The sequence below is a fragment of the Fibrobacter sp. UWB15 genome (assembly GCF_900177705.1).
Taxonomy (GTDB): Bacteria; Fibrobacterota; Fibrobacteria; order Fibrobacterales; family Fibrobacteraceae; genus Fibrobacter.
In genome coordinates this window covers 132,489-155,152 of the sequence record NZ_FXBA01000005.1, presented here as the reverse complement: position 1 = coordinate 155,152, position 22,664 = coordinate 132,489, and the positions used below count along the sequence as shown (strand labels likewise).

General features: G+C 51.4%; 20 protein-coding genes. 10 read left to right on the top strand and 10 right to left on the bottom strand.

The genetic code is table 11. From position 1 onward, the window contains the following. Window positions 1-21 precede the first annotated feature (21 nt). From B9Y58_RS09260 to B9Y58_RS09225, 8 genes are all read left to right on the top strand, one after another. Window positions 22-1,233, top strand: a complete 1,212-nt coding sequence (locus B9Y58_RS09260; RefSeq protein WP_233247899.1) for a GGDEF domain-containing protein — start codon at window positions 22-24, stop codon at window positions 1,231-1,233. Between the two features lie 67 nt (window positions 1,234-1,300). After that, on the top strand, window positions 1,301-1,954 hold the full coding sequence (queC, locus tag B9Y58_RS09255; protein WP_073055585.1) for a 7-cyano-7-deazaguanine synthase QueC: 654 nt from the start codon (window positions 1,301-1,303) through the stop codon (window positions 1,952-1,954). Window position 1,955: 1 nt separating this feature from the next. Further along, complete coding sequence (gene queD / locus B9Y58_RS09250; protein WP_073055586.1) at window positions 1,956-2,285, top strand: 6-carboxytetrahydropterin synthase QueD; 330 nt, start codon at window positions 1,956-1,958, stop codon at window positions 2,283-2,285. Window positions 2,286-2,288: 3 nt separating this feature from the next. Further along, window positions 2,289-2,951 carry a 7-carboxy-7-deazaguanine synthase QueE gene (locus B9Y58_RS09245; protein ID WP_073055587.1) on the top strand — a complete coding sequence of 221 codons (663 nt, stop codon included), beginning with the start codon at window positions 2,289-2,291 and terminating at the stop codon, window positions 2,949-2,951. Between the two features lie 179 nt (window positions 2,952-3,130). Then, window positions 3,131-3,967 (top strand): TIGR02147 family protein, encoded by an 837-nt coding sequence (locus B9Y58_RS09240; RefSeq protein WP_073055589.1) that lies wholly within the window; start codon window positions 3,131-3,133, stop codon window positions 3,965-3,967. Then, window positions 3,954-5,465, top strand: a complete 1,512-nt coding sequence (locus B9Y58_RS09235) for a hypothetical protein (RefSeq protein ID WP_073055591.1) — start codon at window positions 3,954-3,956, stop codon at window positions 5,463-5,465. The genes B9Y58_RS09240 and B9Y58_RS09235 overlap by 14 nt, the downstream gene beginning before the upstream one ends. A gap of 265 nt (window positions 5,466-5,730) precedes the next feature. After that, complete coding sequence (locus B9Y58_RS09230; RefSeq protein WP_073055593.1) at window positions 5,731-6,072, top strand: P-II family nitrogen regulator; 342 nt, start codon at window positions 5,731-5,733, stop codon at window positions 6,070-6,072. A 125-nt stretch (window positions 6,073-6,197) separates the two neighbouring features. Continuing rightward, window positions 6,198-7,472 carry an ammonium transporter gene (locus B9Y58_RS09225; RefSeq protein WP_073055595.1) on the top strand — a complete coding sequence of 425 codons (1,275 nt, stop codon included), beginning with the start codon at window positions 6,198-6,200 and terminating at the stop codon, window positions 7,470-7,472. Window positions 7,473-7,683: 211 nt separating this feature from the next. Here the strand turns inward: B9Y58_RS09225 and B9Y58_RS09220 are convergent, their stop codons facing one another. From B9Y58_RS09220 to B9Y58_RS09210, 3 genes are read right to left on the bottom strand one after another with little or no spacing between them, the layout of a single operon-like run. After that, complete coding sequence (locus tag B9Y58_RS09220; protein WP_073055596.1) at window positions 7,684-8,019, bottom strand: hypothetical protein; 336 nt, start codon at window positions 8,017-8,019, stop codon at window positions 7,684-7,686. A 12-nt stretch (window positions 8,020-8,031) separates the two neighbouring features. Beyond that, the gene (locus tag B9Y58_RS09215) at window positions 8,032-8,616 is read right to left on the bottom strand and encodes a hypothetical protein (protein WP_073055598.1); all 585 of its coding nucleotides are present in this window, start codon (window positions 8,614-8,616) and stop codon (window positions 8,032-8,034) included. 12 nt (window positions 8,617-8,628) lie between these two features. Further along, window positions 8,629-9,261, bottom strand: coding sequence for a sulfurtransferase TusA family protein (locus tag B9Y58_RS09210; RefSeq protein ID WP_233247898.1), 633 nt, complete (start codon window positions 9,259-9,261; stop codon window positions 8,629-8,631). A 29-nt stretch (window positions 9,262-9,290) separates the two neighbouring features. Between B9Y58_RS09210 and B9Y58_RS09205 the strand changes: the two genes are divergently transcribed. Continuing rightward, window positions 9,291-10,856 carry a glycosyltransferase gene (locus tag B9Y58_RS09205; RefSeq protein WP_233247897.1) on the top strand — a complete coding sequence of 522 codons (1,566 nt, stop codon included), beginning with the start codon at window positions 9,291-9,293 and terminating at the stop codon, window positions 10,854-10,856. Here B9Y58_RS09205 and B9Y58_RS09200 read toward each other — a convergent pair. From B9Y58_RS09200 to B9Y58_RS09180, 4 genes are all read right to left on the bottom strand, one after another. Then, window positions 10,846-11,055: a PilW family protein gene (locus B9Y58_RS09200; protein WP_073055610.1), complete on the bottom strand. Its 210-nt coding sequence runs from the start codon at window positions 11,053-11,055 to the stop codon at window positions 10,846-10,848. The genes B9Y58_RS09205 and B9Y58_RS09200 overlap by 11 nt on opposite strands. Window positions 11,056-11,362: 307 nt before the next feature. Beyond that, window positions 11,363-12,316, bottom strand: a complete 954-nt coding sequence (locus B9Y58_RS09190) for a pilus assembly PilX N-terminal domain-containing protein (protein WP_073055614.1) — start codon at window positions 12,314-12,316, stop codon at window positions 11,363-11,365. Next, window positions 12,306-13,460 (bottom strand): hypothetical protein, encoded by a 1,155-nt coding sequence (locus tag B9Y58_RS09185; RefSeq protein WP_143154665.1) that lies wholly within the window; start codon window positions 13,458-13,460, stop codon window positions 12,306-12,308. The genes B9Y58_RS09190 and B9Y58_RS09185 overlap by 11 nt, the downstream gene beginning before the upstream one ends. 8 nt (window positions 13,461-13,468) lie before the next feature. Then, window positions 13,469-15,214, bottom strand: coding sequence for a type II and III secretion system protein (locus tag B9Y58_RS09180; protein ID WP_085534907.1), 1,746 nt, complete (start codon window positions 15,212-15,214; stop codon window positions 13,469-13,471). Window positions 15,215-15,493: 279 nt separating this feature from the next. Between B9Y58_RS09180 and metK the strand changes: the two genes are divergently transcribed. Further along, on the top strand, window positions 15,494-16,684 hold the full coding sequence (gene metK / locus B9Y58_RS09175; protein ID WP_073055618.1) for a methionine adenosyltransferase: 1,191 nt from the start codon (window positions 15,494-15,496) through the stop codon (window positions 16,682-16,684). A 90-nt stretch (window positions 16,685-16,774) separates the two neighbouring features. On the opposite strand, the gene B9Y58_RS09170 is transcribed toward metK, so the two are convergent. The 3 genes from B9Y58_RS09170 to B9Y58_RS09160 are packed head-to-tail and all read right to left on the bottom strand — an operon-like array spanning window position 16,775 to window position 22,663. After that, window positions 16,775-17,641 carry a hypothetical protein gene (locus B9Y58_RS09170; protein WP_073055619.1) on the bottom strand — a complete coding sequence of 289 codons (867 nt, stop codon included), beginning with the start codon at window positions 17,639-17,641 and terminating at the stop codon, window positions 16,775-16,777. Between the two features lie 2 nt (window positions 17,642-17,643). Next, entirely contained in the window at window positions 17,644-21,750 is a 4,107-nt protein-coding gene (locus B9Y58_RS09165) for a C25 family cysteine peptidase (protein WP_073055620.1), read from the bottom strand. 40 nt (window positions 21,751-21,790) lie between these two features. After that, window positions 21,791-22,663 carry a hypothetical protein gene (locus B9Y58_RS09160; RefSeq protein WP_109639732.1) on the bottom strand — a complete coding sequence of 291 codons (873 nt, stop codon included), beginning with the start codon at window positions 22,661-22,663 and terminating at the stop codon, window positions 21,791-21,793. Between the last annotated feature and the right edge of the window lies 1 nt (window position 22,664).

Here is a 22,664-nt window from a genome sequence, read left to right as displayed (position 1 = left end):
ACAACTGAACTGTACATTTCGATGCACGTTCTTGATCTAGAGGATAAAACCGCGTTCCCCATCAAGACTAACGAATTCATCGATAAGTTCATGAAATGCGGCAATACCCTACAAGAAAGTCTTACCAATATCATGGTAAATCTTGCATGTCCGGAAAGTGTTGAAACCATCAAGAATTTTACGATTCTTTCCACATTGCAGGAACGCCTGAAAGACACAAACGTTATTTCAGAAATTTTCCACGGAAAGATTCACGGTTGGAGCAAGGCGATTTTTGTCCGCATTGGCAACGAAAAGCCTCTACGTCGAGTCCTGTACCTTGTCGAAAACGTGAACGCGCAAATGACAAAGCTGGAACAAGAGAAAGAACTCTTGGAGCAGAACCGCAAACAGCAAAACATGATCAATGCGCTCATGAACGGATACGCCTCCGTTGCCAGTGTTGATTTTGTAACGGACAAGGTGGAAATTTTCCGCACAAGCGATCGAATCAAAAACGCAATTGGCCTCACGAAAGAACCGCCGACTTTCAAAATTCTTGTCGAAAGACTTCTCAATACGGCGGTTCTCAAAGAGGATCAGGATAGTATCCGAAATGTGGCTAACGAGTCGTACATTAAAGAATACTTGCAAGTTGGCAGTAGCCTGTCAAAAATATTCCACAACGAGCTCGGTCATTATGTTGAAATGAAGGTGGTACGAACCAGCGAAGAAACAACCGTATTCGGCTTCACCGACAAAACTAACGAAATCACGGAAATAAACGATAAAATCTACAAGGATTCATTGACTCAAGTGATGAACCGTAAGTATTTTGACGACAAACTAGCGTCACAAAATTGTCAAGCGGTTGTCATGGCGGACATCGACTTCTTCAAAGATGTGAATGACAATTACGGCCACCAGTGCGGTGATGCAGCCCTTGCCGCCGTGGCATCGATACTGAGTACATCTGTTCGAAACTTGGACCGCGTGGTACGTTACGGTGGTGATGAATTCTTGATCACGTTCAAGGGAATCAGCCACGAAGTGCTGAGAACCAGACTTGAACAGATGCGTGCCAAGGCAGAAAAAATCAAACTGCAAGATTACCCGGATGTAAAGTTAACCATGAGCTTTGGCGGAACATTCGGAGATGGAACCGTTTCGGACATGCTCTCGTTTGCCGACAAGGCGCTCTACATGTCCAAGAAAAAGCGGAACTGCGTTTCTTTAGTTCCGTTCGAGCAATAAAAAGTTTCTATATTTGGGCCAGTCAGTTCGAAATCCATCCTGACTATAAACAAAACTAGGAGCCCCCATGAAAAACGCCTTGCTGGTACTCTCCGGCGGAATGGACAGTACCACCCTCCTTTACGAACGCGCCGACGAAATCGCGCTCGCTGTTTCGTTCGATTATGGCAGCAACCATAACGACCAGGAAATTCCCTTTGCCAAGTACCACTGCGAAAAGCTCGGGATTCCGCACCTGACGATTCCCCTCAAGTTCATGCATGACTATTTCAAGTCATCGCTTTTAGAAGGCGCAGATGCAATTCCCGAAGGAAGTTACGACAGCGAAAACATGAAATCGACTGTAGTCCCCTTCCGTAACGGAATCATGCTTTCCGTAGCCGCAGGCCTTGCCGAAAGTCGCGACCTCACCAAGGTCATGATGGCAAATCACTTTGGCGACCACGCCATTTACCCAGACTGTCGCGAAGAATTCGTCAAGAATATGTCGGCGGCCATTGCGGCAGGCACTTACGCAAGCATTACTATAGACGCCCCTTACACCAATATTTCTAAAGCAGACATCGCCCGCAAGGGGAAAGCCCTCGGCATCGATTACAGCCAAACCTGGTCTTGCTACAAGGGCGGAAAAATCCATTGCGGCAAATGCGGCACCTGCCTCGAACGAAAAGAAGCCCTCGTCGAAGCGGGCATCGAAGACACCACGGAATATGGAGCGTAATATGTACAGGGTCATCAAACGCATGGAAATTTCGGGAGCGCACAAACTTTCGCTCCCCTACGAAAGCAAATGCCGCGGCCTGCATGGCCACAACTGGATTATTACGGTGTTCTGCCAGTCCGAAACGCTCGACGAAAACGGCATGGTCGTCGATTTTTCACGCATCAAGGAACTCGTTCACGGCAAGCTGGATCACCAGTTCTTAAACGACGTGATGGACGCTAACCCCACCGCCGAAAACATGGCCCGTTGGATTTGCGAACAAGTCCCCCACTGCTACAAGGTGCAGATCCAGGAAAGCGAAGGCAATCTCGTAGAATACGAGGTCTAGTCCATGAAAGTCTGCGAAATTTTTAGAAGCATCGAAGGCGAAGGCCTACGAACAGGGCTTCCTGCAGTATTCATAAGACTTCACGGTTGCAACTTGCGCTGTAGCTATTGCGATTCGATGTACGCCGTTGAAGGAGGCGACTACAAACAAATGAACGTCACGCAGGTTTTAGACGCCGTTAAAAAATTCAGCGGCATAACCCACGTAACGCTTACCGGCGGAGAGCCCCTGATTCACCAAAATGTAGAGGATTTGCTCAGCCAGCTAAGCGGCAACGGCTACCGAGTCAACATCGAAACCAACGGAACCGTCCCTTGCAAATGGCATTTTCCCGGTTTATTCTACACTATGGACTGGAAATGCAAAAGCAGCGGAATGTCCGTCAAGATGAAGATGGAAAACCTCGAAACACTCGGAAGCGAAGACGTCCTTAAATTTGTGGTAGGTACAATCGAAGACCTCGAAGAAACCGAAACCGTCGTCAAGAGCCTAGCAGAAAAAAAAGACGACATGCCGCATCTATTCGTTTCGCCCGTTTTCGGAAATTTATCCAACGAAGAAATCGTGAACTGGTTACTGAACAGCAACATCATGGTCAAAAACAACGTACGGTTTCAAGTCCAGTTACATAAAATAATCTGGGATCCTGAACGCCGCGGCGTCTGAGAACTGTCCTTCTCTCGGGGACCCCTCTATATTGAACACAGTGTTGCATATAGAAATATTTTCTATAAAGAATTGCAAAATATTGTGATTTTTTATAAAAAACTCAACTTTTGTTGCATAAAACTATTGACAAGGGGATAAAAAAGAGATATATTCTTGGCATAACAGGATGGAAAACAATGAAACCGATTATCGAATATTCAGACTTTCGCCAGTATCTGCTGGACTACTACGAGGAGCGTAAACGCATTTCCGCTTTCTCGTGGCGCGAATTCTCGAAAGTCGCAGGCTTCACCTCTTCTTCTTATATGAAGGTGGTGTGCGACGGAAAGAGCAAGCTCAGCAAGATTGGCGTGGAACGCGTTGCCGCGGCAATCGGACTCACAGGGTTTGAGCTCGACTATTTCCGCGCGATGGTCAAGTTCGGCCAGGCCGCAAACGAAGAAACCAAGAAGGCTGCCTACCGCGACATGCTCGCGATTGCGAAGGTGCATAAGGTGCGCGTGTTGGAAGGGGACTTGTTCGCCTATTACGACACTTGGCGTAACCCCATGATGCGTGAACTTGCCCCGCTGATGCCCGGCGCTACCCCGGGCGAGATGGCCAAGATGTGCTACGCCGAAACATCGGCTCAGGAAGTCCGCGAATCGCTTGATTTTTTGACTAGGACCGGGCTTCTCAAGAAAGAAAAGGACGGCGCTTTCAAGCAGTCCGAAACGTCTGTGAGCGGCACCCCTGATGCAACCAGGCTTGCACTCCGCGGAATGCACCGCCAGATGGCACAGCTTGCCGCTCCGGCTCTTGAGTTGCCAGCAACCGAACGCAACTTCAGCGGCGTCACCATGGGAGTGTCTCGCGAGAGCTATGACCGCATTGTCAAGGCGCTGGACGATTGCCGCCGACAGATTATCGCAATTGCCGCCGAAGACAAAGGCATCGAACAGGTTTACCGTTTGAATTTACAATTATTCCCGCTTACCAAAAGCATAAAGGAGAGCAAAAATGAAAAAGCTTAACATCTGCATTGCGGGCGCAGCAGCCCTTCTCTGCTTCAACTGCGGAGATTCCAATAGCGTAAACGTTTCGGGCACCTCCGAAGAACTGAACGAAGTCGCCGACAAGGGGTCTTCGAGTTCGGGCACACCCGGAGTAGAATCCTCTAGCAGCATCGGAGACCAAAACCAGAATTCATCGTCAAGCGGAGACGTTCATACTCCGCCGAGCAACAACGGTTCGCTGGATGCCTACCTGCAGCAATACGATCTGCAGGCCAAGTACCGCTTCGACAAGGCCGTGCTTGCATTCAACAAGAGCGAAATGGTCGTCAGGACTCCGGCTATAGAAGGCACCACAAATTCCACAGAATTTGATGGCGAGGGCGTCAGAAAGTTCGTACAGCAGAACATCGGCGCAATCGAGGCGCTGTTCCCGAAGGCTGCAGCCAAGTACACCGACCTGGTTGAAGCGACCAAGAACGGCACGAACGAATGCTCGCTTTACTCGTTCAACCTTTACGGTAACGAAAAGTATGCCGGCCATGTGCTGGAATATCTCTCCCCCGACACCATGAAGGTCGTGGATATCGTTGCCAAGAACTGTGAAGACAATACAAGCAACCAGATTGTTCGATTCCTGTTCAGCTACTGCGGCGACGTGAGCAAAGACCCAGTCATCGATCGTACCACGGCAACATCGGACATCGCCAAGGACAAGTGCCCCGCGACAAAGGCCGACGATGAATGGGTCAATGTGATTGATCCGAAGGATATTGTCACGAGTTCCTCTTCGGAAACGCCGAATTCGAGTTCCAGCAAGGAAATCGAAACCTGCATGCACATTTCCGATTACGACGGCATGACCGCTAGCGGTAACTGCGACAGCAACAAAGACACAAGCATCGTTATCGACTGCGTAACCGGCGAAGAAATGAAATGCGTCGAGAATTATTGGACGCGCATAAACGTCTGCCCTCCGGGCAGCGACTGCGACGGTGACGGAATCCCCGACGGCATTTATAGGCCCGACTTGGAACCCTGCGATACCGACACATTGCTCTATTTCTACGAACGACACTTCCAATGCGTAGAAGGCAAGTGGCAATACCTGCCGCCTCCAGACTCCGGCGACACCCGCGCCCAGGCAAGAAATGCGACTGTGGAACCTCGCCAGGGAATGGCCGTAACCCCGCGTGTCGTGATGGCAAGAAATGAAGACGGAACCATTTCCATTCGCGACGATGGTTACAATGCATCCAACAACTTTGTCATTGAAGCGGTTTACACCGAACTTTCTGGAGACACCATTATCGTAGACGTTATCTACCCTGACGGCGCAGATGTGAGTAGCTACCAGATAAGCGCACTCACGTTTACCGTCAGCAAAGTCTACACAAACGTAAAGTACTTAAAATACAAAGACAGCGATAAAGTCAAGGAAATCTACGAAGTAGACGAACTCCTCCCCTGCGCAAGCAGTTCAACTTGCCGGGAGTGCGGAGAAGGCCTCACATGCTAATCCGCTATATCTCTTAAAGCGAAGCAACAATTATTCTCCTAATCCAGCCCCGCATTTCATGCGGGGCTTTTTTGCAACTTTGTTTTACAATTTCAGTATGTTTTCCGTTTATTGAAAAACACAATCCGTAAATACAAGTTATCAAATCGCGTTTTTCTTCTTAAATACAGGCATTTTTGTCGGTTGGAACCCAAATTTAATTTTGGCACGCCTTTTGCAATAGGTTGGGCAAAACAAAAAACAAACCCTAACAAAGGATAGGAACATGAAGCTAGTTACAGCTTATATCCAACCCGAACGACTAAACCTCGTAAAGCAAGAACTTTACGAAAACAAGATCTACAAGATGTCTGTCACGAACGTGCTTGGCTGCGGGCAGCAGCGCGGTTACAACCAACGTTTCCGCGGCGTGGTGACTGAGGTTAATTTGCTCAAAAAGATCTGCTTGAAGATTGCTGTGAATGACGAATTCGTGCAGCCTTGCATCGACGCTATCATCAAAGGCGCACGCACAGGCGCCATCGGCGACGGCAAGATTTTTGTGACCGAACTCGAACAGTGCATCCGCATTCGCACCGGCGAAACCGGCCCGGAGGCAATTGGATAATTAGTAGGAAGTAGACAGTAGACGGTAGACAGTAAAATTTCACAATCAAATTTTCACTTTCTACTTCCAACTTCCTACTGCCTACTTGCTTAGTTAGCAAATTACAAACACAAAGGATTTTCACAATGAACGAAGCAGCAACTGTCGTACCTGTCAGCGACGCCATCTTTATGACAGAAAACATTTGGATCATGATTAGCGCCATGCTGGTGTTTATCATGGGCCTGGGCTTTGCCTGTGTCGAAGCGGGTCTTGTTCGCGCGAAATGCGCGGCCAACGTCGCTTTCAAAAACATCGCGGTTCCCGCCATAGGAATTACGATGTATGCCGCCATCGGCTTTGCCCTCATGTACCCCGGAACGTTCAACGCGATCTCCGGTGTACTTGGATTTGCCGGATTCGGTATCGGTGACTGGGCAGACCCCTCCAAGTTCACCGCCGCCTACAACGGCCACTTCACCCTCTTCACCGACTGGTTGTTCCAGGCGATGTTTGCAGCAACCGCGGCTACCATTGTTTCTGGCGCTGTCGCCGAACGTGTGAAGCTGAACTCCTTCCTCGTCTTCACTGTTGTCTACGTGGCTCTCGTCTACCCCATCGTGGGTAGCTGGACATGGGGCGGCGGCTGGCTTTCTACCATCGGCAAGGCCGGTTTCCATGACCTCGCAGGCTCTACGCTCGTCCACTCCGTAGGCGGCTGGGCAGCTCTCGCCGGTGTCATGATCCTTGGACCGCGTATCGGCAAGTATGTGAACGGCAAGGTGCACGCCATTCCGGCCCACAACATTCCGCTTGCTACCATCGGCGTGTTCATGCTGTGGTTCGGTTGGTGGGGATTCAACGCCGGTTCCGCACTCTCTGGCGACCCGAAGGCAACTAGCTGGATTTTGGTGACCACGAACCTCGCTGCCGTCGCAGGCATCATTACCGCAACGCTCACCAGCTGGATTGTTTCGAAGAAGCCGGACGCCACCATGGCCCTCAACGGATGCCTTGCCGGCCTCGTGGCAATCACTGCCGGTGCAGACGTTGTCACCCCGCTTTCTTCCTGGATTATCGGTGCCATCGCTGGTGTGCTCGTTGTCGGCGCAGTCTTCATGTTTGACCGCCTGCACTTGGATGACCCGGTCGGTGCACTCTCGGTTCACCTGGTGAACGGTGTGTGGGGTACGCTCGCTGTCGGTATCTTCGATATCACTGGCGACTACACCCTCGGCACTCAAGCCATCGGCGTGATCGCTTACGCGGTTCCCTGCTTCGGTGCTGCTAGCCTCATCTTCTACGCCATCAAGAAGACGATGGGACTGCGCGTTACCGAGCGTCAAGAACTCCGCGGCCTCGACCAAAGCGAACACGGACAAGAATCCTACAGTGGCTTCCAAATCTTCAGCAACATGTAATCCATACACTCTAGCAAAACGGATACATCAAACGACCCTGGCGTTTGCCAGGGCCGTTTTTTTTATAATAAAAAAGACCGCCAAAATCGACGGTCTCAAATCTATCCGATTTTGTGTTATCTCCGTGAGCAACAAACGCCTCGTATTAACGAGGCGTGGTTGCGAGAGCGAGGCGATATCACATTTTTATTTATGCGATAGAGCCGAGCGGTTATCTTAGGGCTTTGCGAGCAGAACGCATCAGGTTCTTCAGCTGCTTTTTATCGAGCTGCGGCACTTCGGCATCCTTCTGGGCGCGAGACTTGGGTGCGCAGTCTTCGCAAAGATGCTTAGTCACCGTTCCAAAGCTTGCCGCCCCGTTACTTACGCTCGTTTCCTTAAAGCGGTAAGGGCGAAGCAAAGCCTCCTTCTTGCACTTGTCGCAAATACCCATCTTGGGTTCTGCGGGTTCGCGCTTGCGTTCCTTCTTGGGAGCGTCACTGGTATCTTCCCAGGCCTTGCTCTGGGCTGCAATCTTGCGTGCGAAATGATCGTCTGTCAAGCTCATATTTACCTTCCTTTATTTTAATTCTCTTTTTATAAAGTCGTACAGGAACAGTGCCATAAACGTATTGCATATAGAAGTCGGGTTGCCCTCTTCGGTATAAAGGCTACGGCCGAACTTGCCGCGTTCCAGCTGTTTTTCCTTGAAGTCCGCCACATAGGCGGCAAAATCCAAAATTTTCACCCGTTTTTCATCTTTCTGCTGCAGTCCGCGAATGCAGTCGTTCAACGCCGTCAGCTGGGAGGGCGCCGCCGGGAACATGTCTTCGGGAATGGTCAAAAAATGAATGGGCACAAGCGTCTTGCTCAAGATTTCGTTCGCAAGCGTTTCGTAGGCGGTAAAGACGCCCATGTAGTCCTTGCCACCGCGCTTGAGTTCCTTGAGTCCAAGGCCAACTATAATCCGCCCCGCCTTTTTGCCGATAATGTCGGCCGAGGCTCGGTCATAAAGTTGCTGCAATGTCTGGGGGGCAGGCGCGTTTATAGAAAACTGGACAGGTCTGTTGGCTTCGCGACAGAGAAGTATTTCGGCAAAGCGGTTAGCAGCCTCGCCCTGTTCTCCCAAAAGTTCATCGCCTATAATCAGTATCCTGTTTTCCATTATATATATAATCTACACTCTTCCAGGCCGTTTGACCACAGAAATCGACCAAAAGCCCTCTTTTTTTTGCCTTTTTTTGACAATATGGCCATCGGCGACTAGGGCTCCAGGCACATTCTCGATAGGCGACCCTTCGTCCAGGTAGATTTCCAGTTCCGCCCCATCAGGGAGCCCTGACATCACCAGACGACTACGCATGGCATTGTTCGGACAAACGACCCCGCGTAGGTCCAACAGCGTCGGTACCCCACCTTTCAGGGTTTCCGGCAGGGGTTCCACCTTGGTCCTCTCACAAAAATCGGCAATTTCGGGGGCAAACCTCGCAGGCGAGTCCAACCACATTCCCAGGGGGTAGTCGGACAGATTCGCCGCTAGCACCCGGGCAAGAGCTTCTTCGGGGGCTATCGTAACTAAATTTTCACGTCTGTACCACTCCGAACAGGCGAACGAAATTAGCCTTCTGAGCGCAATTTCGAAGCCTGGATTCCCTTTTTGAGCGTCCATCCATTTTTCAAGTGCATGTTTTTCGTTTTTTACAGACATTTGGCACTTATATTTGATAAATTTTTCAATAAAATCTCTGCCACAATGTAGCAAACTTCCGTGCAGGTTTCTATATTTGGCCGCAAGTTCCGAATGGAGCAAAAGGTTTTACATATAGGTTATACGGTTTTATGGCAATCAGTACAATCCTACTCGACATCATGTTCGTTGTCTACGTTATCGCGGGCATCGGACTTGTCATTTACGGTTTTAGCTGTTACTATAGCATCTACCTGTTCTTGAAGAACAGCCGCACCACACGTCTTTCCGACCGCAAAAAGATTCTGCAGTTCTATCGCGAACATTCTATGGACGAGTTGCCGCAGGTTACCACCCAGCTTCCCGTCTTTAACGAAGCCAACTGTGTCGAACGCCTACTCGAAGCCGTTTGCGCTATCGACTACCCCAAGGATAAGCACGAAATTCAGGTTCTCGACGACTCTACCGACGAATGCTACGAAGTTGCCAAGAAGAAAGTTGCAGAACTCGCCGCCAAGGGTTACGACATCAAGCTGATCCACCGCACGAACCGCTCCGAATTCAAGGCTGGCGCCCTTAAAGAAGCAATGAAAGTGGCCAAGGGCGAATTCCTCGCCATTTTCGACGCCGACTTCGTCCCCGAGAAGGACTTCCTCCTGAAGACCATCCCCTACCTGGTGATGGACGATCAGATCGGTCTGGTCCAGGGGCGCTGGGGCCACTTGAACCGCACCGAATCCGGTCTTACGCTCGCTCAGTCTATCGGTATCGACGGCCACTTCGTGGTGGAACAGTCGGCACGCAGCTGGGGCAAGCTCTTCATGAACTTCAACGGTACCGCAGGCGTGTGGCGCAAGCAGGCCATCTACGGCGGTGGCGGCTGGGAAGGCGACACCCTGACCGAAGACATGGACCTTTCTTACCGTTCTCAGCTCGCCGGTTGGAAGATGAAGTTCGTGTTCGACGTGATCGTTCCGGCCGAACTCCCCAACGACATCAACGCCTTCAAGGCACAGCAGTTCCGCTGGGCAAAGGGTTCTATCCAGACCGCAATCAAGATTTTGCCGCGCGTGCTCAAGGCCAAGGTTCCTCTCCGTGTAAAGATTGGCGCCATCCTCCACACGACGCACTACTCCATTCACCCCTGCATGCTCTTTACCGCCCTCTGTGCATGGCCGCTGCTTGCCTTCTTTGAACCGGTCGCACACCTGCCGACCTGGGCCTACACTGTCGGTTTCAGCTTTATCTTCCTCGCCGCAATCGCACCTTCTGTTCTTTACTTTGTCGCACAGCGCTGCTCCGGCTACACCGGTTGGAAGATCCGCCTGCTCAGCCTCCCGATCCTCATGGCTCTTGGTGTCGGCATTGCAGTGAGCAACTCCCGCGCCGTGTTCTCTGCCATAATCGGTGCCAAGGGCAGCTTTGTCCGCACCCCGAAGAGCGGCGGCTCCAAAAAGAAGGCCAAGAGCCACTACGCCCAGAAGTTCCCGTGGCAGGCTGTTGTCGAACTCGGCGTCGGCATCTACTGCATCTTCGGTCTTTTGGAATACATCGGTGCGCAGAAGTTCATTATCGGACCGTTCCTCGCCCTCTATTCCGTCGGTTTCCTCTCGGTGAGCGTGCTATCCTTCATGCACTACATCGGAAACCTCTTCGAAATGCACAAGGCTCGCGCTGCTGAAAAGGCCGCAGCCAAGGCAGAAAAGGCTACCGCTTAATTCTAGCGCCAAAGCAATAAGGATTTATCCGCCGCAGTTCCTCAAGGATTGCGGCGGTTTCTTTTTGATAGTCGCCATAAAGGTGCAAGTAAAGATTGTGGTAGGCCCCGTAGACCTGGAGTGCCACAAGCGACAAAGTCGAAGCGGCCACGACTGCAACCAGGAGTTCTATCAGGGTAAAGCCTCTCACCGCACGCATCGCACAAGCCTCCGTAACGTCCCCACCTGGGTCCACGCGAGTGGTTTGACACCGTGCACCACCTTCAGAGTAACATTCACCCCATTTATGGTAAAAGATGAATCTAGGCAGGGCGGCGGAGTCAAAATGAACGACTCCATAAATTGAACATCCGCAAGGACCGCATTCGCATGTTGGCGCTCAAGCGCTCGAACGCGATTGAAGCCATCCAAATACCGCCCGAACACGACGGCACCCGCCACAAGAACGGCAAGCGCCACGCAGACCTCCATCAAGGTGAATCCCCCATCCGCAGAATACCCGGCTTTCATTGCAGCCTCCACTCAAAGGGTTTCAAGTCACCGTCAATAAAGTCGGGAATCAGGATGGAATCTAGTTTCAAATCTAGCGGTAGGTCCGCCGATTCTGCAGCTGTCACAAAAGAAGGATACCGCATTTGTGCCTTGCCCACCCCAGTCGGGAAGGCAACCTCGTGCCGGGCAATGGCTATGCCCGAGAATTCCACGCCTCGAGAAATCTCGATGCGGTCTTCGCTAAAGGCCTCCAGCCACTTGATTTTGACAGAGCCCCGCAGAAGCGATCCGCGCAAGTAAATAGGCCCTCGGGCATACACACGAAGCGAATCGACATCTGCACTTCCGCGCACATCGATTGAACCGTCTGCAATAAAGCGACCGGAGAACGCCTGCGCAGCTGAATTTTCGCCACCATCCAAATCCAGCAACAAGTCCCCCTCTTGAACCCAAAGCGCCTGCGGAAAGTCACGCCCGAAATAGCGGCGGTTTCCCGACTTGGTTTCTAATGCGAGCGGCGGACGTACCATGGTGATTTCACGATTCAGTTGCTGTTTGAAGCCCTCATAAATTTCATGCCGAAGCTTGGGCGACTTGAGCATGTTGCAGGCGCTGTCGCAAGCAACACCCGCAAGCACCTGAAGGCGCGACGACGCCTCGCCCGTCGGCGCAGGCAAATTCACCGACAATTGCGCCCACGGGCCAAGCCGCGAGCGTTCAACACTCGGAAGAGCCACATTCCAAGGTTCACCTTCGAAAAAAAGTTCCGGAAAACCTTCCAGGTAAGCAAGGAGGGCCGATTCCGCATCATAAATTTGCTGTTGCATTTGGGCACGCCGCAATGCCACACGCTGCAGGCCTCCCGGCATTTGCAAAAGCGACGTCAGCAAGAGCGTCACCGCCAAAAGGATGCCTAAAACTAGAGGCAAGACCGCGCCCCGCTTACCCATGCCATAATCAAGGTCCATGCGCCCCCACCTTCTTTACGACAGTAGAATCGCCGCATGCCAATGTAATTTGATCGCGTCCGACCGTCCGAACTTCAAACAAGCCCAAGGAATCTCCAGCCGAGATTTCCTTGGACTCCCCCGCCATCGCGACGACCGCAATCTCTTCGCCCACGACACCTTTCAAAAAGACCTCTGGCAGCAGGCAAATCGGCTTACGCACCCGCGGAGCACTCGATTCCGGCAGTTCTACGACAGCATTCCAATCCGGCGAAACCTCCAGCATCGAGATTTCCGGCACCGATAATTCCGGTGGCACAACATCTGCCACATTCGACTGCAAATCGCTTTTCAATTTCGCGCCAAGCTCCCCAAATTTACCAAGCAACATGGCGAGCGCAAGAATCAATAGCCAACAAGTCTTGCACCCAAGTATTGCGCTGACGAATTCCGCGAAACCCTTCGCCGCATTTACTTCGGGCTTGCGCAAATCACGGCCGCGCCAAAAGGAATCTCGCGAGGCCCGATTGAATAACGCCTGCGAAGAAAAATCTTGCGAAATAATTCCTTGCGTAAAGTCGCCTTGCAGAGCTATTTCTTGAAAATGCTCCACCCGCGAAAACAGCGCATCGCTTTCCAAAAAACGCCGGAACCGAGACAAGGCCAATTCCAATTTTGCATGACCCCCTACAAAATCTTCGGACCAGTGGCAAAGGCGGCCTTCAAAGAATACAAGCACGAACAGCCGACCTTCGGCATGAGCGTAGCACAAGTAATTGCCGGCGTTATCGCTTTCGTGCAACTTGCGAATCGCTTGGTCTGCCGCCGCCGAAAGCCAAATCTGTTCGGGCAACACTCGCCGGCTGATTTTTTCAAACGTTATTTTTTCAAATGTTCTTTTTTCAACGGGCTTTTCGACAAGCGCCACCAGGAAACGGGATCGCCTTCCCTCCGACGAATTGAAGGAGACCAAATGCCAAATCCGGTAAAATCCTCCACATTCCTGCAGGCGGCGGCTCGTGCGCGGAAATTCCATTTCAAACATGCGTTCCAATTCCGCCTGCGCCGGGATTTCATCAAAGGTCGTCATGCATTCCCAAGTCAAGAGTTTCGCCTCCATCGGAATTGCCCCCGTGTACCGCAAACGCAATAACAAACCAGCCATATTCAAAATCATAGTCCCGCCTTTTCTACATGCGGCGTGATGAATATGGCAAGTTCATTTTCTTCTTCCTCTTCGGAGGTGTAGCTGAACAAACGCCCAAGCAAAGGAATACTCCCGAGAAACGGCACCGCCGAGCGAACCTCTGATTTACTCTTGCGAATCAGGCCGCCCAGGCAAAGCGTTTCGCCATCGGCAAGCACCACCATCGTCTTCAAGTTTCGGGTACTAATGTCGCGCGGGCCATCGCCGGAGCTGCGCCCGGCCGACTTGATTTCGGGAGAAACTTCTAAGGTGATTCTCCCCTCTTGCGTCACCGAGGGCGTGAGTTCCAACGAAATGCCATCGTTGAACGAGCGGTAATCTGTAATCGGGTAACCATCGGCAGACACTTGGCTCACCAAGTAGTAGACGGTATTTGTTACATTGAGTTCCGCCTTATTGCCGTTGAGCGTAGTCAAGCGCGGGCGCGCGAGGACCTCGGCCTGATTGTTTTCTTCGAGCGAGGCGAGCTCCAGTTCAAAGCGGTCGGGCAAGAGCCCGATTTTACCGAAAGCGCCCGCCGCCGAAAAATCCTTGCCCATAAAATCGAAGTAGCCTCGCGCGCCAAGATCGCGTTCCGCGGTCTTACGCGTGGCACCGCTATGCAGCCCGATTTCAAAGCCACGCCCGCGCTTGAATTCCACCACGATGCAAGAGAGCGTCACCTGCAGCGCCGGAATATCAATCTGCTTGAGCAAATCCACCGCCATCTGGATTTCAAAATGCGAACCGCCCAACAAGAGCGCATTCTGTTCCTTGATTTCGGTCGCCACGAAGTTCGGGCTGGGCGCAAACTTGCCCAAGTACGCAAGCGCACGTTCGCTATGGACATGCCGCAGCGGGTAGAGCTTACTCGCCGAAAGCGCCTTGTGCGTGCCACCCTCGCTCACGTACAAAGTCTTGCCCTCAAGCGCAAAGCTGTAACGACGTCCCTTAAACAGCGACTCAATCAAGCATTCAAGCGTCACCGCATGCAATTTAAGCCGCATGCTTTCGCGAATGTCGCCGTACAGTGCCAAGTTCAATTCCGCAACTTCCGCAAGTACATTCAGCGCCTGCGCCAAATCGCCATCGTTCACCTCGGCGCTGTACAAGTCGCCGTCCTTGTAAATCCGGATTTTATCGCTCGCTTCGCTTGATGCCTTACCCGCAGAACTCAACCGCGGGCTTTCCACCCGCAAGATTGCGCCTTCACGCCAAACCCGAAAACCATGTACAGACATTATAGAGCGAAATGCCGCCTCGGCCGGCATGGAGCGAAGCTCGCCCGTAATACGGCCTTCAAGCCCGGGTGACGCCAGAATGTTCAGGCCGGAATTCAGGGCAAACTCGCGCACGAATTCGCCCACTTCCTTATCCTTGACCGACAGCGTTACAAGCGTGTCGCGCAGGGAAAACTCATGCTCGCCGCGAACACTCGCCCGCCGCACATGGAACACGGATTCCTGCTGCACCAGTTCAAGCCCGTGAGCGGAACACAGCGCGGTCAAGGCATCCAGTACGCCCACGCCGTCCAAGTGAAACGTCACCTTCAAATCGAGGGCGTCATCCACCAACACGGGGGTTTTGTACGCAAGCGAAATCAGGCGCACCACCTCGGCGATAGGCGTATCCACGAAATCCAGTGTCACCGGTTTTTCGGCGCGCTCGACGACATGCGTTTTAGCGCGCTCGACAGCCTGCACGGGCGCGAAACAGAATAAAGCCCACAGCAAAACAGGGGCAAATAGCAATTTATGGGGCAAAAATCCCTCGGGAACGGCAATAACCCTGCCCGGGATATAAAAAAGATTCCCTATTTGGCGAATCAGTGTCAATATACAAAAAAAACGGCTCAAAGCACAATTAGGCCCAAGAATTCCTATTTGGAGTTGTCAGCCTTTATGCATTTTTGTAGATTTATGCATAGAAAAACTTAAACCCGTTTTTTCAGCGCTTGGGAATGCTCAAAAACGCGACATTCTTTTTGGTGCCGAAAACATCAAGGAGCCTACATGGCACATTATCTCTTTACTTCTGAATCCGTATCCAAAGGACACCCGGACAAAGTCTGCGACCAGATTTCGGACGCCATCCTCGACGCCTGCCTTGCGCAGGACCCGAACAGCCGCGTCGCTTGCGAAACGCTCGTGAACACGGGCCTCGTTGTGATTTCCGGTGAAATCACCACCAAGGCTGTCATCGACTACCAGCAGATTGCCCGCAAGACCATCAAGGGCATCGGCTACGTGAATCCGGAACTCGCCTTCGACTACAAGGGCTGCTCCGTGCTCGTCGCTATGGACAAGCAGTCTCCGGACATCGCCCAGGGCGTGGACGCCAAGGCAGCCGACGGTAAGGAAGACGACAAGCAGGGTGCCGGTGACCAGGGCATGATGTTCGGCTACGCCGTAAAGGAAACCAAGGAACTGATGCCGCTCCCGATTAGCCTCGCCCACAAGCTCATGGAAGAAATCCAAAACCTCCGCGAAAAGGGCAAAATCAAGTGGTTGCGCCCCGACGCCAAGTCCCAGGTGACTGTGGAATATGACGAAAACGACAAGCCCGTACGCGTGGACACGGTCGTGATTTCTACCCAGCACGACGAATTCGTGAACGGCAAGGAACTCAAGCATTCGACCATCGAAAAGGAAATCATCGAAAAGCTCATCAAGAAGGTGATTCCGGCCAAGTTGCTCGACAAGAAGACCCGTTACCTCGTGAACCCGACCGGCAAGTTCGTGGTCGGTGGCCCGCACGGTGACTGCGGCCTCACCGGTCGTAAGATTATCGTCGACACCTACGGCGGCATGGGCCGTCACGGTGGTGGCGCCTTCAGCGGCAAGGACCCCTCCAAGGTCGACCGCAGCGCCGCCTACGCCGCTCGCTACGTGGCAAAGAACATCGTCGCCGCAGACCTCGCCTACCGTTGCGAAGTACAGCTCGCCTACGCTATCGGTTACAGCAAGCCGGTTTCCGTACTCGTGAACACCTTCGGCACGGGCAAGATCAGCGACCGCGAAATCGAAGCAATCGTTTCCAAGACCTTCGACCTTTCTCCGGCCGGCATCGTGAAGATGCTCGACCTGAAGAAGCCGGGCTACCAGGCAACTGCCGCGCTTGGCCACTTCGGCCGTACCGGCGCACGCTTCACCTGGGAAAAGACCGATAAGGCTGCAACACTGAAGAAACTCGCTAAAATCTAAGCGGCATCTTTCCAAAAATTGAGGCTCGTCAAATGACGAGCCTTTTTCACATAATTCGGTTGCGCGATTATCGTTTGCGCACCTTAAAGCCTACTTCTTCTTTTTAGCCGGAGCCTTTTTCTTCTTGTCCTTCATTTCGACGCGGCGGCTTCCGGAACGCAGGCGTTCCCACGGGCCAAAGCTCGAAATTGAAAAGAAGAATACGTAGAACCAGACGGCATACGCCACGAACTGAAGTACTCCATAAATCCAGTTCGGGGTACCCATATCATACGTAACGGCGGCAATGAGCAACAGGGCACCCACAAGTACCGGCACCAGCAACTGCTTGGCAGCCTTCACCAAGGCGCCTGCCTGCGGCACGCCAGCCGCCAAATGCTTGCCCGCCACCACGGCAAAAGCCATTGCACAAGCGAAGGCGAATGCAGAATGTGCGCCCCACACCAGACTTGCCGAGGCATCGAACTTCGAAGAGACAATCTCGAGGATTCCGCTCAGGAACAGCCAAGAAAGCGCAAACGGGAACAGCGCACAAGCGACCGAAAGTTTCACGAAAATGAACATGACAATCGCTACCAATGCAAAGATTCCAAACATCGGAAGCGGCATGCTTTCGGCACCGCCAAGTACATATAAGCCCGCAAACGAAAGAAGCATCGCTACCACCGAGGCAACACCCGCGCGGACTCCGCCAAACACGATAAACATCACGACGCAGGCGATACTTGCCACGCCAAGGTAACGGGCAGATTCCCACAAGGCTTTTGCACCTTCCGTTTCGGCAAGCCACATTCCAAACGCTTCAGAAGAGCCAATCGGGAGCGAAACAATTTCTTGCCAACCTGTAGCTACAAACGAGACCGTCGCAATCACCATGACCACAAGCGCGATCAAACGAAAACGCAACATCCATTCCAAAAAAGTCTGAACTTTACCAGGCTTTTCACGCAAATCCATAATTACCTCGAAATCAATAGTTTCTGTTTTTTAGTCCAAGTTTTCTTTCCGAAATCACCGCTAGCGGCCACGGTGCTGCGTACCACGTAGTGGTACAAGCCATTAGCAAGGGGTCGGCCGTGATTGTCGCGGCCATTCCAATGCGTCACGCCCGAAACAGCATCTTTAATCACTTTCACCAGTTTGCCATTCTGGTTGTAGATAAAGATGTCAACCTTCGACGTTCTGTTATCGGGAGTCAAATTCTTGAAGTAGAAGGTCGTTCCTTTTTTGCCCATCGGGTTCGGCACGTTGAACACATCGGCAAGACCTGATTCCATGTCGTCCGTAATTTCAACATTCAAAGTCTTAGTCGCCACATTATCCAAGACGTCCTTTGCAAACACCTTGAAAACGTATTTGCCAGCAGGATACTGTTCCGAAGTAAAGTTCATGCGAAGTTTCGCTCGCTTCGAAGTCTGTTCCAAATAAGGCCACGGGTGGAACGGATCCTGCACGCCCTCGATTTCAAAGGCAATGCCTTCATCAGCATGTTCTCTGTAGTCGATAGCGGTAGAATCTTCGATAATCACCTGCAGGCAAGCCGGAGACTGCAACTTGACCGTTTCTCCGTCAGCATAATTCGTCGTTACGCCACCATAACAGGGCTGCAACTGAATCGTCGGAGGCAACGTATCGTTCAGCGAGTCTGCAAAATCCGAAATTCCACTAATGACCAGGTTCCTGATCCAAGAACGACCGACAGAGCTTTCGTTCGTAGAATAGGCCCAAGCACTGAATTCCGCCGTCGTATCGCCTATGGAAATCTTGCGGGGAGTCACAAAACTCGTAGCGAATTTGCCACCCTTCACCGGAATTTTTTCAGAATAAACCAGCCCCCCATCATAGAACACATCGAGGGAATCATCATTCACTTCTAGAGACATTCTCTTGAACACGCGGCCTTCTCGCAATACCAAATCGATATAGCCGTCGTTCATGCCCTCTACTGTACCGGACAAAGTCATTCGATCCAAGCCCTTGATTGAATCAAGAGGCGTATCCAGCAATATCTTGAAATCACTGCTGGGCATATGAATCACCGGTTCACCCAAAAGTACATAACGTTCATTGTTGTAACGTTGCCTTTCGTAATCCATGCCAACAGACCGTTTCGTCTTAAGAACAGCCATGCCAATGGTTTCTCCATTTTCCATCAAGGCGTTCATCAAGAGACTCTTTCCGAAATTGAAATTATAATCGGCAAAGGTTTCGCGAGTTGCACCAATAGAGACAATAGATCCCGCATTAGGAGTCACAAGGAATTCTTCGGATAGCGAACGACTTGTACCTTCATCAAAACGTCCGACCGTGCAAGAGAAGGATCCCAAAATGGTATAACGGCCCTTATTCGAAAGCTTGGGAATGTAGCTCGGCTTCAAAAGGCCTTCGCTAGCCCAATCCGTCTTGGAACCGTGTCCAAAGTATGTCGTAAACAGGGCTCCCTGATTCAAGATATTGATAAAGTCATCTGCAGCGGCCTTCTTCTGGCTTGACGCATCTTCCGGATAATCAAGCAAGTAAATTTTCTTGAAATTCCAACGTTCCTGTTTAGAATCAGCCATTTCATCAAGTGCCTTCACAACGGATTCCTGGTACCACGTATGCCTCGTCAAATCGTCCATGCCACTATTTCGAGCGTCATCGGCCGCATGCAACAAGGTGGTGCGCCAATCCGAATAATCCATGACACCTTTCTTTTCGTAATCTTTCGCCTTTTCGATATAGTTGGCAAATTCCGTCACCGAAGAAATCGGAAGTCTACCTACCGCGACATCCAAATCGTAACGGCCGTACATTACCGCTTCTCCGGAATCGAGTACGCCAAAGAAATCTTCAACCACACCGTCTTCTTTTTCAAAAGGCGGGAAATAAGAGGTCGACAACTTGCTGTCAAAGCCGCGATAGTCAAAATTTCCTGCCCCCACAAGCAAAACATAGCGGAAGTTCGGGCATACAGAATAAACGTAAGAGATGTAGTTACGGACTGCCACCGGCGAGACGCGTCCACCCGTATAGCGGTCGTAAATATCTTCAAGAACCACTACCGAAGTCGGGATCGGTTTCACAGAAGATTCGTCATTGCGGAATTCAGCCAAAGCCTTTGCCGGCTCCAGGAATTCAGTAGGAGAGATAATCAGGTATTCCAGTTTTGAATTGGGTTTCGACAGATCCTTCAAAACACCATCGCCATAATCAGGAATGCCTTCGACCTTCAGTCCCGAACGGTACACATTTTCGCGGACAGCCAAATACCTTACATCTTCGCCAACAGGAATGCTATCCTTCGCCACCGTTCCCGATGCAGTCAAGAACCCGACGGGCTTCAAGTTCACGAATCTCAGAACCTGCGTCTGCGCCGGAACAGGAACATTGACAACACCCGAAACAGCACCGCCAGGCAAAAGCCATTCCGCGGAATCGACTACAGGATTCCACTGGTAGGCAACTGTAAAACCATCAAAGCGGTCATATTGTCTGTCGTTAGGCAACATTTCCAGGACATACTGGTTTCCCTGCGACAAAAGTCCCGGATTATCAAAGCGGAAATTACCACCCGGAATAAGTTCCATTTCATAGAGTTCTGCACGAAGTCCATTCACTTCCAATGCAAAAACGATGGATTCCATGCGGCGTTTATAACTGTCAGCCGAAAGCGTCAGGCTTGCTACCTGATCGTAGGCCTGGAGCGCCGAGTTCGCCCACAGGGAACGATGCGGGAAATAACTCGTAGCCACATACTGCTTGCCGCCCTCCACCATGCCAGGCAAATCAACAATTTCCCTGATTTCGTCATTGGAGAACGTGATGAGATCCGTTTCCTTACGGGAATGCCATTTCCAGAACCATTCCTTACCCGTCGCCTTTTCCCAGTCCAGTTCCTTTCCAAAATAAGTATCACGCAAGAGAGCGTCTTTTTCGGCACGGGCATAGCGCAACCAAGCGATATCTTTTCCATTAGCCGAAGGCGCTGCAACCTTTTGACTCAAGCGGAGTCCCTTGCCGGAATTTTTATAACCGAACAGGAATTTCTGATAGAAGGAATACGGGGAATAGGAATGGTAATAATCCATTTTCCCGTTCACGAACATGGGGTCTTCGCGGTCACAGCGTTTCCAAAATCCGCTGCCATAGCCGACAAAGATAATGGAGTCACCGTCATTAAAAATGCCGTCGGGAGTACTGCCTCCAGGAGTATGGTCGCGGACTTCGATGGGGATTTCAAAAATCTGATTCGGTATACGATCTTCTGTACCGGGACCAACATCTGCCAAGGTATCGGGCGATGCACCGTAAAGACAAATTCTTTCTACGGGAATACCATCGATGGCGTTTTGACGCTGCCACACCAGAAGCGAATTGCGAATAGCACTAAAAGGAACTGCATACAGGCCATCTTCGCTGAAAGAGGCCATGCTCCGATCGCCCTTGTCACCCACCTGAAGTCTAGCCAAGAACGAAACATCGCTCAAGCCACCGTCAGCTTCTTTGCGCAAAGCCTTCATGGACTTGGCCCTAGACGTTCCGAAACGGGACGCCGCAATAGGGTTGCCCACCTTGGATAAGGCTCGCTTCCCCGGATTGACACCATTTACGGAACCGTTGAACTGGACGTTCAAGCGGAAATTCTTGCGGAGGGAAACCGAGGAACCATTCCTGACATAAAGAGGTACGCGAATATCGGTTATCCAGAGTCCATCACGCAAGACCGGTTCAGAAACATTCACCGGCAAAATGCGTAACGAATCCGAGGCACCACCAGGGCCCCCCTTACAAAGAGACCTTCCCAGGGGAACCATTTTGGAATCGGTCACAGAAACAGAAGGTTTCTGGTTCGACGGAAGAGCGACATGGTAATAGCGGAAAGGAACCGCATTGCCATCCAGGTAGGCCGCGTTTTCAGGCAAAAAAACTCCGCCACGGTCGTTCCCATCCAAGCATTCATGAATACTGGATTCAATAACATTATCGTCCAAGACAAATCGGCTCTTGGAATCTTCGACCACGCGGGCAAAAGAACAAATTGCCCCCAAGGCCACAAATAGAGTTATAAGTACATTGGGCTTCACGCTACTAAAATAGCAAATAGCGGGAGCCTAGATTTATCATTTAGCGCCGAATTTCCAATTCCGAATAGCCATTTCCGTTCGTGCGGAATTCAATGGTTTCTCCGGCTGCCGTAGTAGCCTTAAAAAGCGTGAAAAACGAGGGGGCTACACCACGTACAAGAATCGCCTCCAACTCGGAACGTTTCAGCATCCATTTAGAATTCCAGGCAGGCATGTACCAATGCCACGGCTGCCAATTGAACACACCACGAACAGATTGCACAAAAGCCCGGAGCATCAACGAATACTCGTACTTGAAATAGTCTTCGTAGTCCGTCAGAATCGAAGCCTTTTCGTCAAGGGTTCTCGAGGCATAGTCTTTTACCATGTAAAGGGGTTCTTCCCCTTTCTTGTCGTAAGAAAACACCATCCCCGACGAAAGCAATTTCACCTTCAAGTTGTCCTTGTCGCGGTGAACATATTCCGTTTCAGAAATTTGTCTGTAATCCCTAAGAACTACCTCGGGGCGAAGAACCGCATTGATCGCCAACGGTTCCGGTTTTGCATCAAGTGACTGCAGTTCGTAAAAGAGGATTGTCTCGCCGTTCCCCTTAGGCAGAAGTACCGCCACCAAAGGCTTTGCGCGTTCCGTAATCACCCACACCATTTCGGGCTTGTTCGTCCCCTTCAGCATAGGGTCCAGAATTCCCATCAGCGACGGATCCTTGACGCCGTTCACGTCCCATTCCATCCAGGTTCCCGTACCGCCTACGGAATCGAGCGTTGCAAAAAGGCGCTCGCCGCTAAACGGTTTCTTGGATTCGACTGCACCTACGACCTTTGCAGAACCGGCCGTATAAGGTTTACTTTTGGGAGCAGCCCACAAGCAAACCGCCGACATCAAAAAGACAACGAAAAACTTAAAATGTTTCATC

What these genes read in the sequence shown, in the direction of transcription:
- B9Y58_RS09260 (WP_233247899.1), top strand. Translation starts at nt 22, where the DNA reads ATGCACGTTCTTGATCTAGAGGATAAAACCGCGTTCCCCATCAAGACT.
- B9Y58_RS09190 (WP_073055614.1), bottom strand. Translation starts at nt 12,316, where the DNA reads ATGGACCTTGATTATGGCATGGGTAAGCGGGGCGCGGTCTTGCCTCTA.
- B9Y58_RS09185 (WP_143154665.1), bottom strand. Translation starts at nt 13,460, where the DNA reads ATGGCTGGTTTGTTATTGCGTTTGCGGTACACGGGGGCAATTCCGATG.
- queC (WP_073055585.1), top strand. Translation starts at nt 1,301, where the DNA reads ATGAAAAACGCCTTGCTGGTACTCTCCGGCGGAATGGACAGTACCACC.
- B9Y58_RS09160 (WP_109639732.1), bottom strand. Translation starts at nt 22,663, where the DNA reads ATGAAACATTTTAAGTTTTTCGTTGTCTTTTTGATGTCGGCGGTTTGC.
- B9Y58_RS09235 (WP_073055591.1), top strand. Translation starts at nt 3,954, where the DNA reads ATGAAAAAGCTTAACATCTGCATTGCGGGCGCAGCAGCCCTTCTCTGC.
- B9Y58_RS09200 (WP_073055610.1), bottom strand. Translation starts at nt 11,055, where the DNA reads ATGCGTGCGGTGAGAGGCTTTACCCTGATAGAACTCCTGGTTGCAGTC.
- B9Y58_RS09220 (WP_073055596.1), bottom strand. Translation starts at nt 8,019, where the DNA reads ATGAGCTTGACAGACGATCATTTCGCACGCAAGATTGCAGCCCAGAGC.
- B9Y58_RS09205 (WP_233247897.1), top strand. Translation starts at nt 9,291, where the DNA reads ATGGCAATCAGTACAATCCTACTCGACATCATGTTCGTTGTCTACGTT.
- B9Y58_RS09240 (WP_073055589.1), top strand. Translation starts at nt 3,131, where the DNA reads ATGAAACCGATTATCGAATATTCAGACTTTCGCCAGTATCTGCTGGAC.
- B9Y58_RS09170 (WP_073055619.1), bottom strand. Translation starts at nt 17,641, where the DNA reads ATGGATTTGCGTGAAAAGCCTGGTAAAGTTCAGACTTTTTTGGAATGG.
- B9Y58_RS09245 (WP_073055587.1), top strand. Translation starts at nt 2,289, where the DNA reads ATGAAAGTCTGCGAAATTTTTAGAAGCATCGAAGGCGAAGGCCTACGA.
- queD (WP_073055586.1), top strand. Translation starts at nt 1,956, where the DNA reads ATGTACAGGGTCATCAAACGCATGGAAATTTCGGGAGCGCACAAACTT.
- metK (WP_073055618.1), top strand. Translation starts at nt 15,494, where the DNA reads ATGGCACATTATCTCTTTACTTCTGAATCCGTATCCAAAGGACACCCG.
- B9Y58_RS09225 (WP_073055595.1), top strand. Translation starts at nt 6,198, where the DNA reads ATGAACGAAGCAGCAACTGTCGTACCTGTCAGCGACGCCATCTTTATG.
- B9Y58_RS09230 (WP_073055593.1), top strand. Translation starts at nt 5,731, where the DNA reads ATGAAGCTAGTTACAGCTTATATCCAACCCGAACGACTAAACCTCGTA.
- B9Y58_RS09215 (WP_073055598.1), bottom strand. Translation starts at nt 8,616, where the DNA reads ATGGAAAACAGGATACTGATTATAGGCGATGAACTTTTGGGAGAACAG.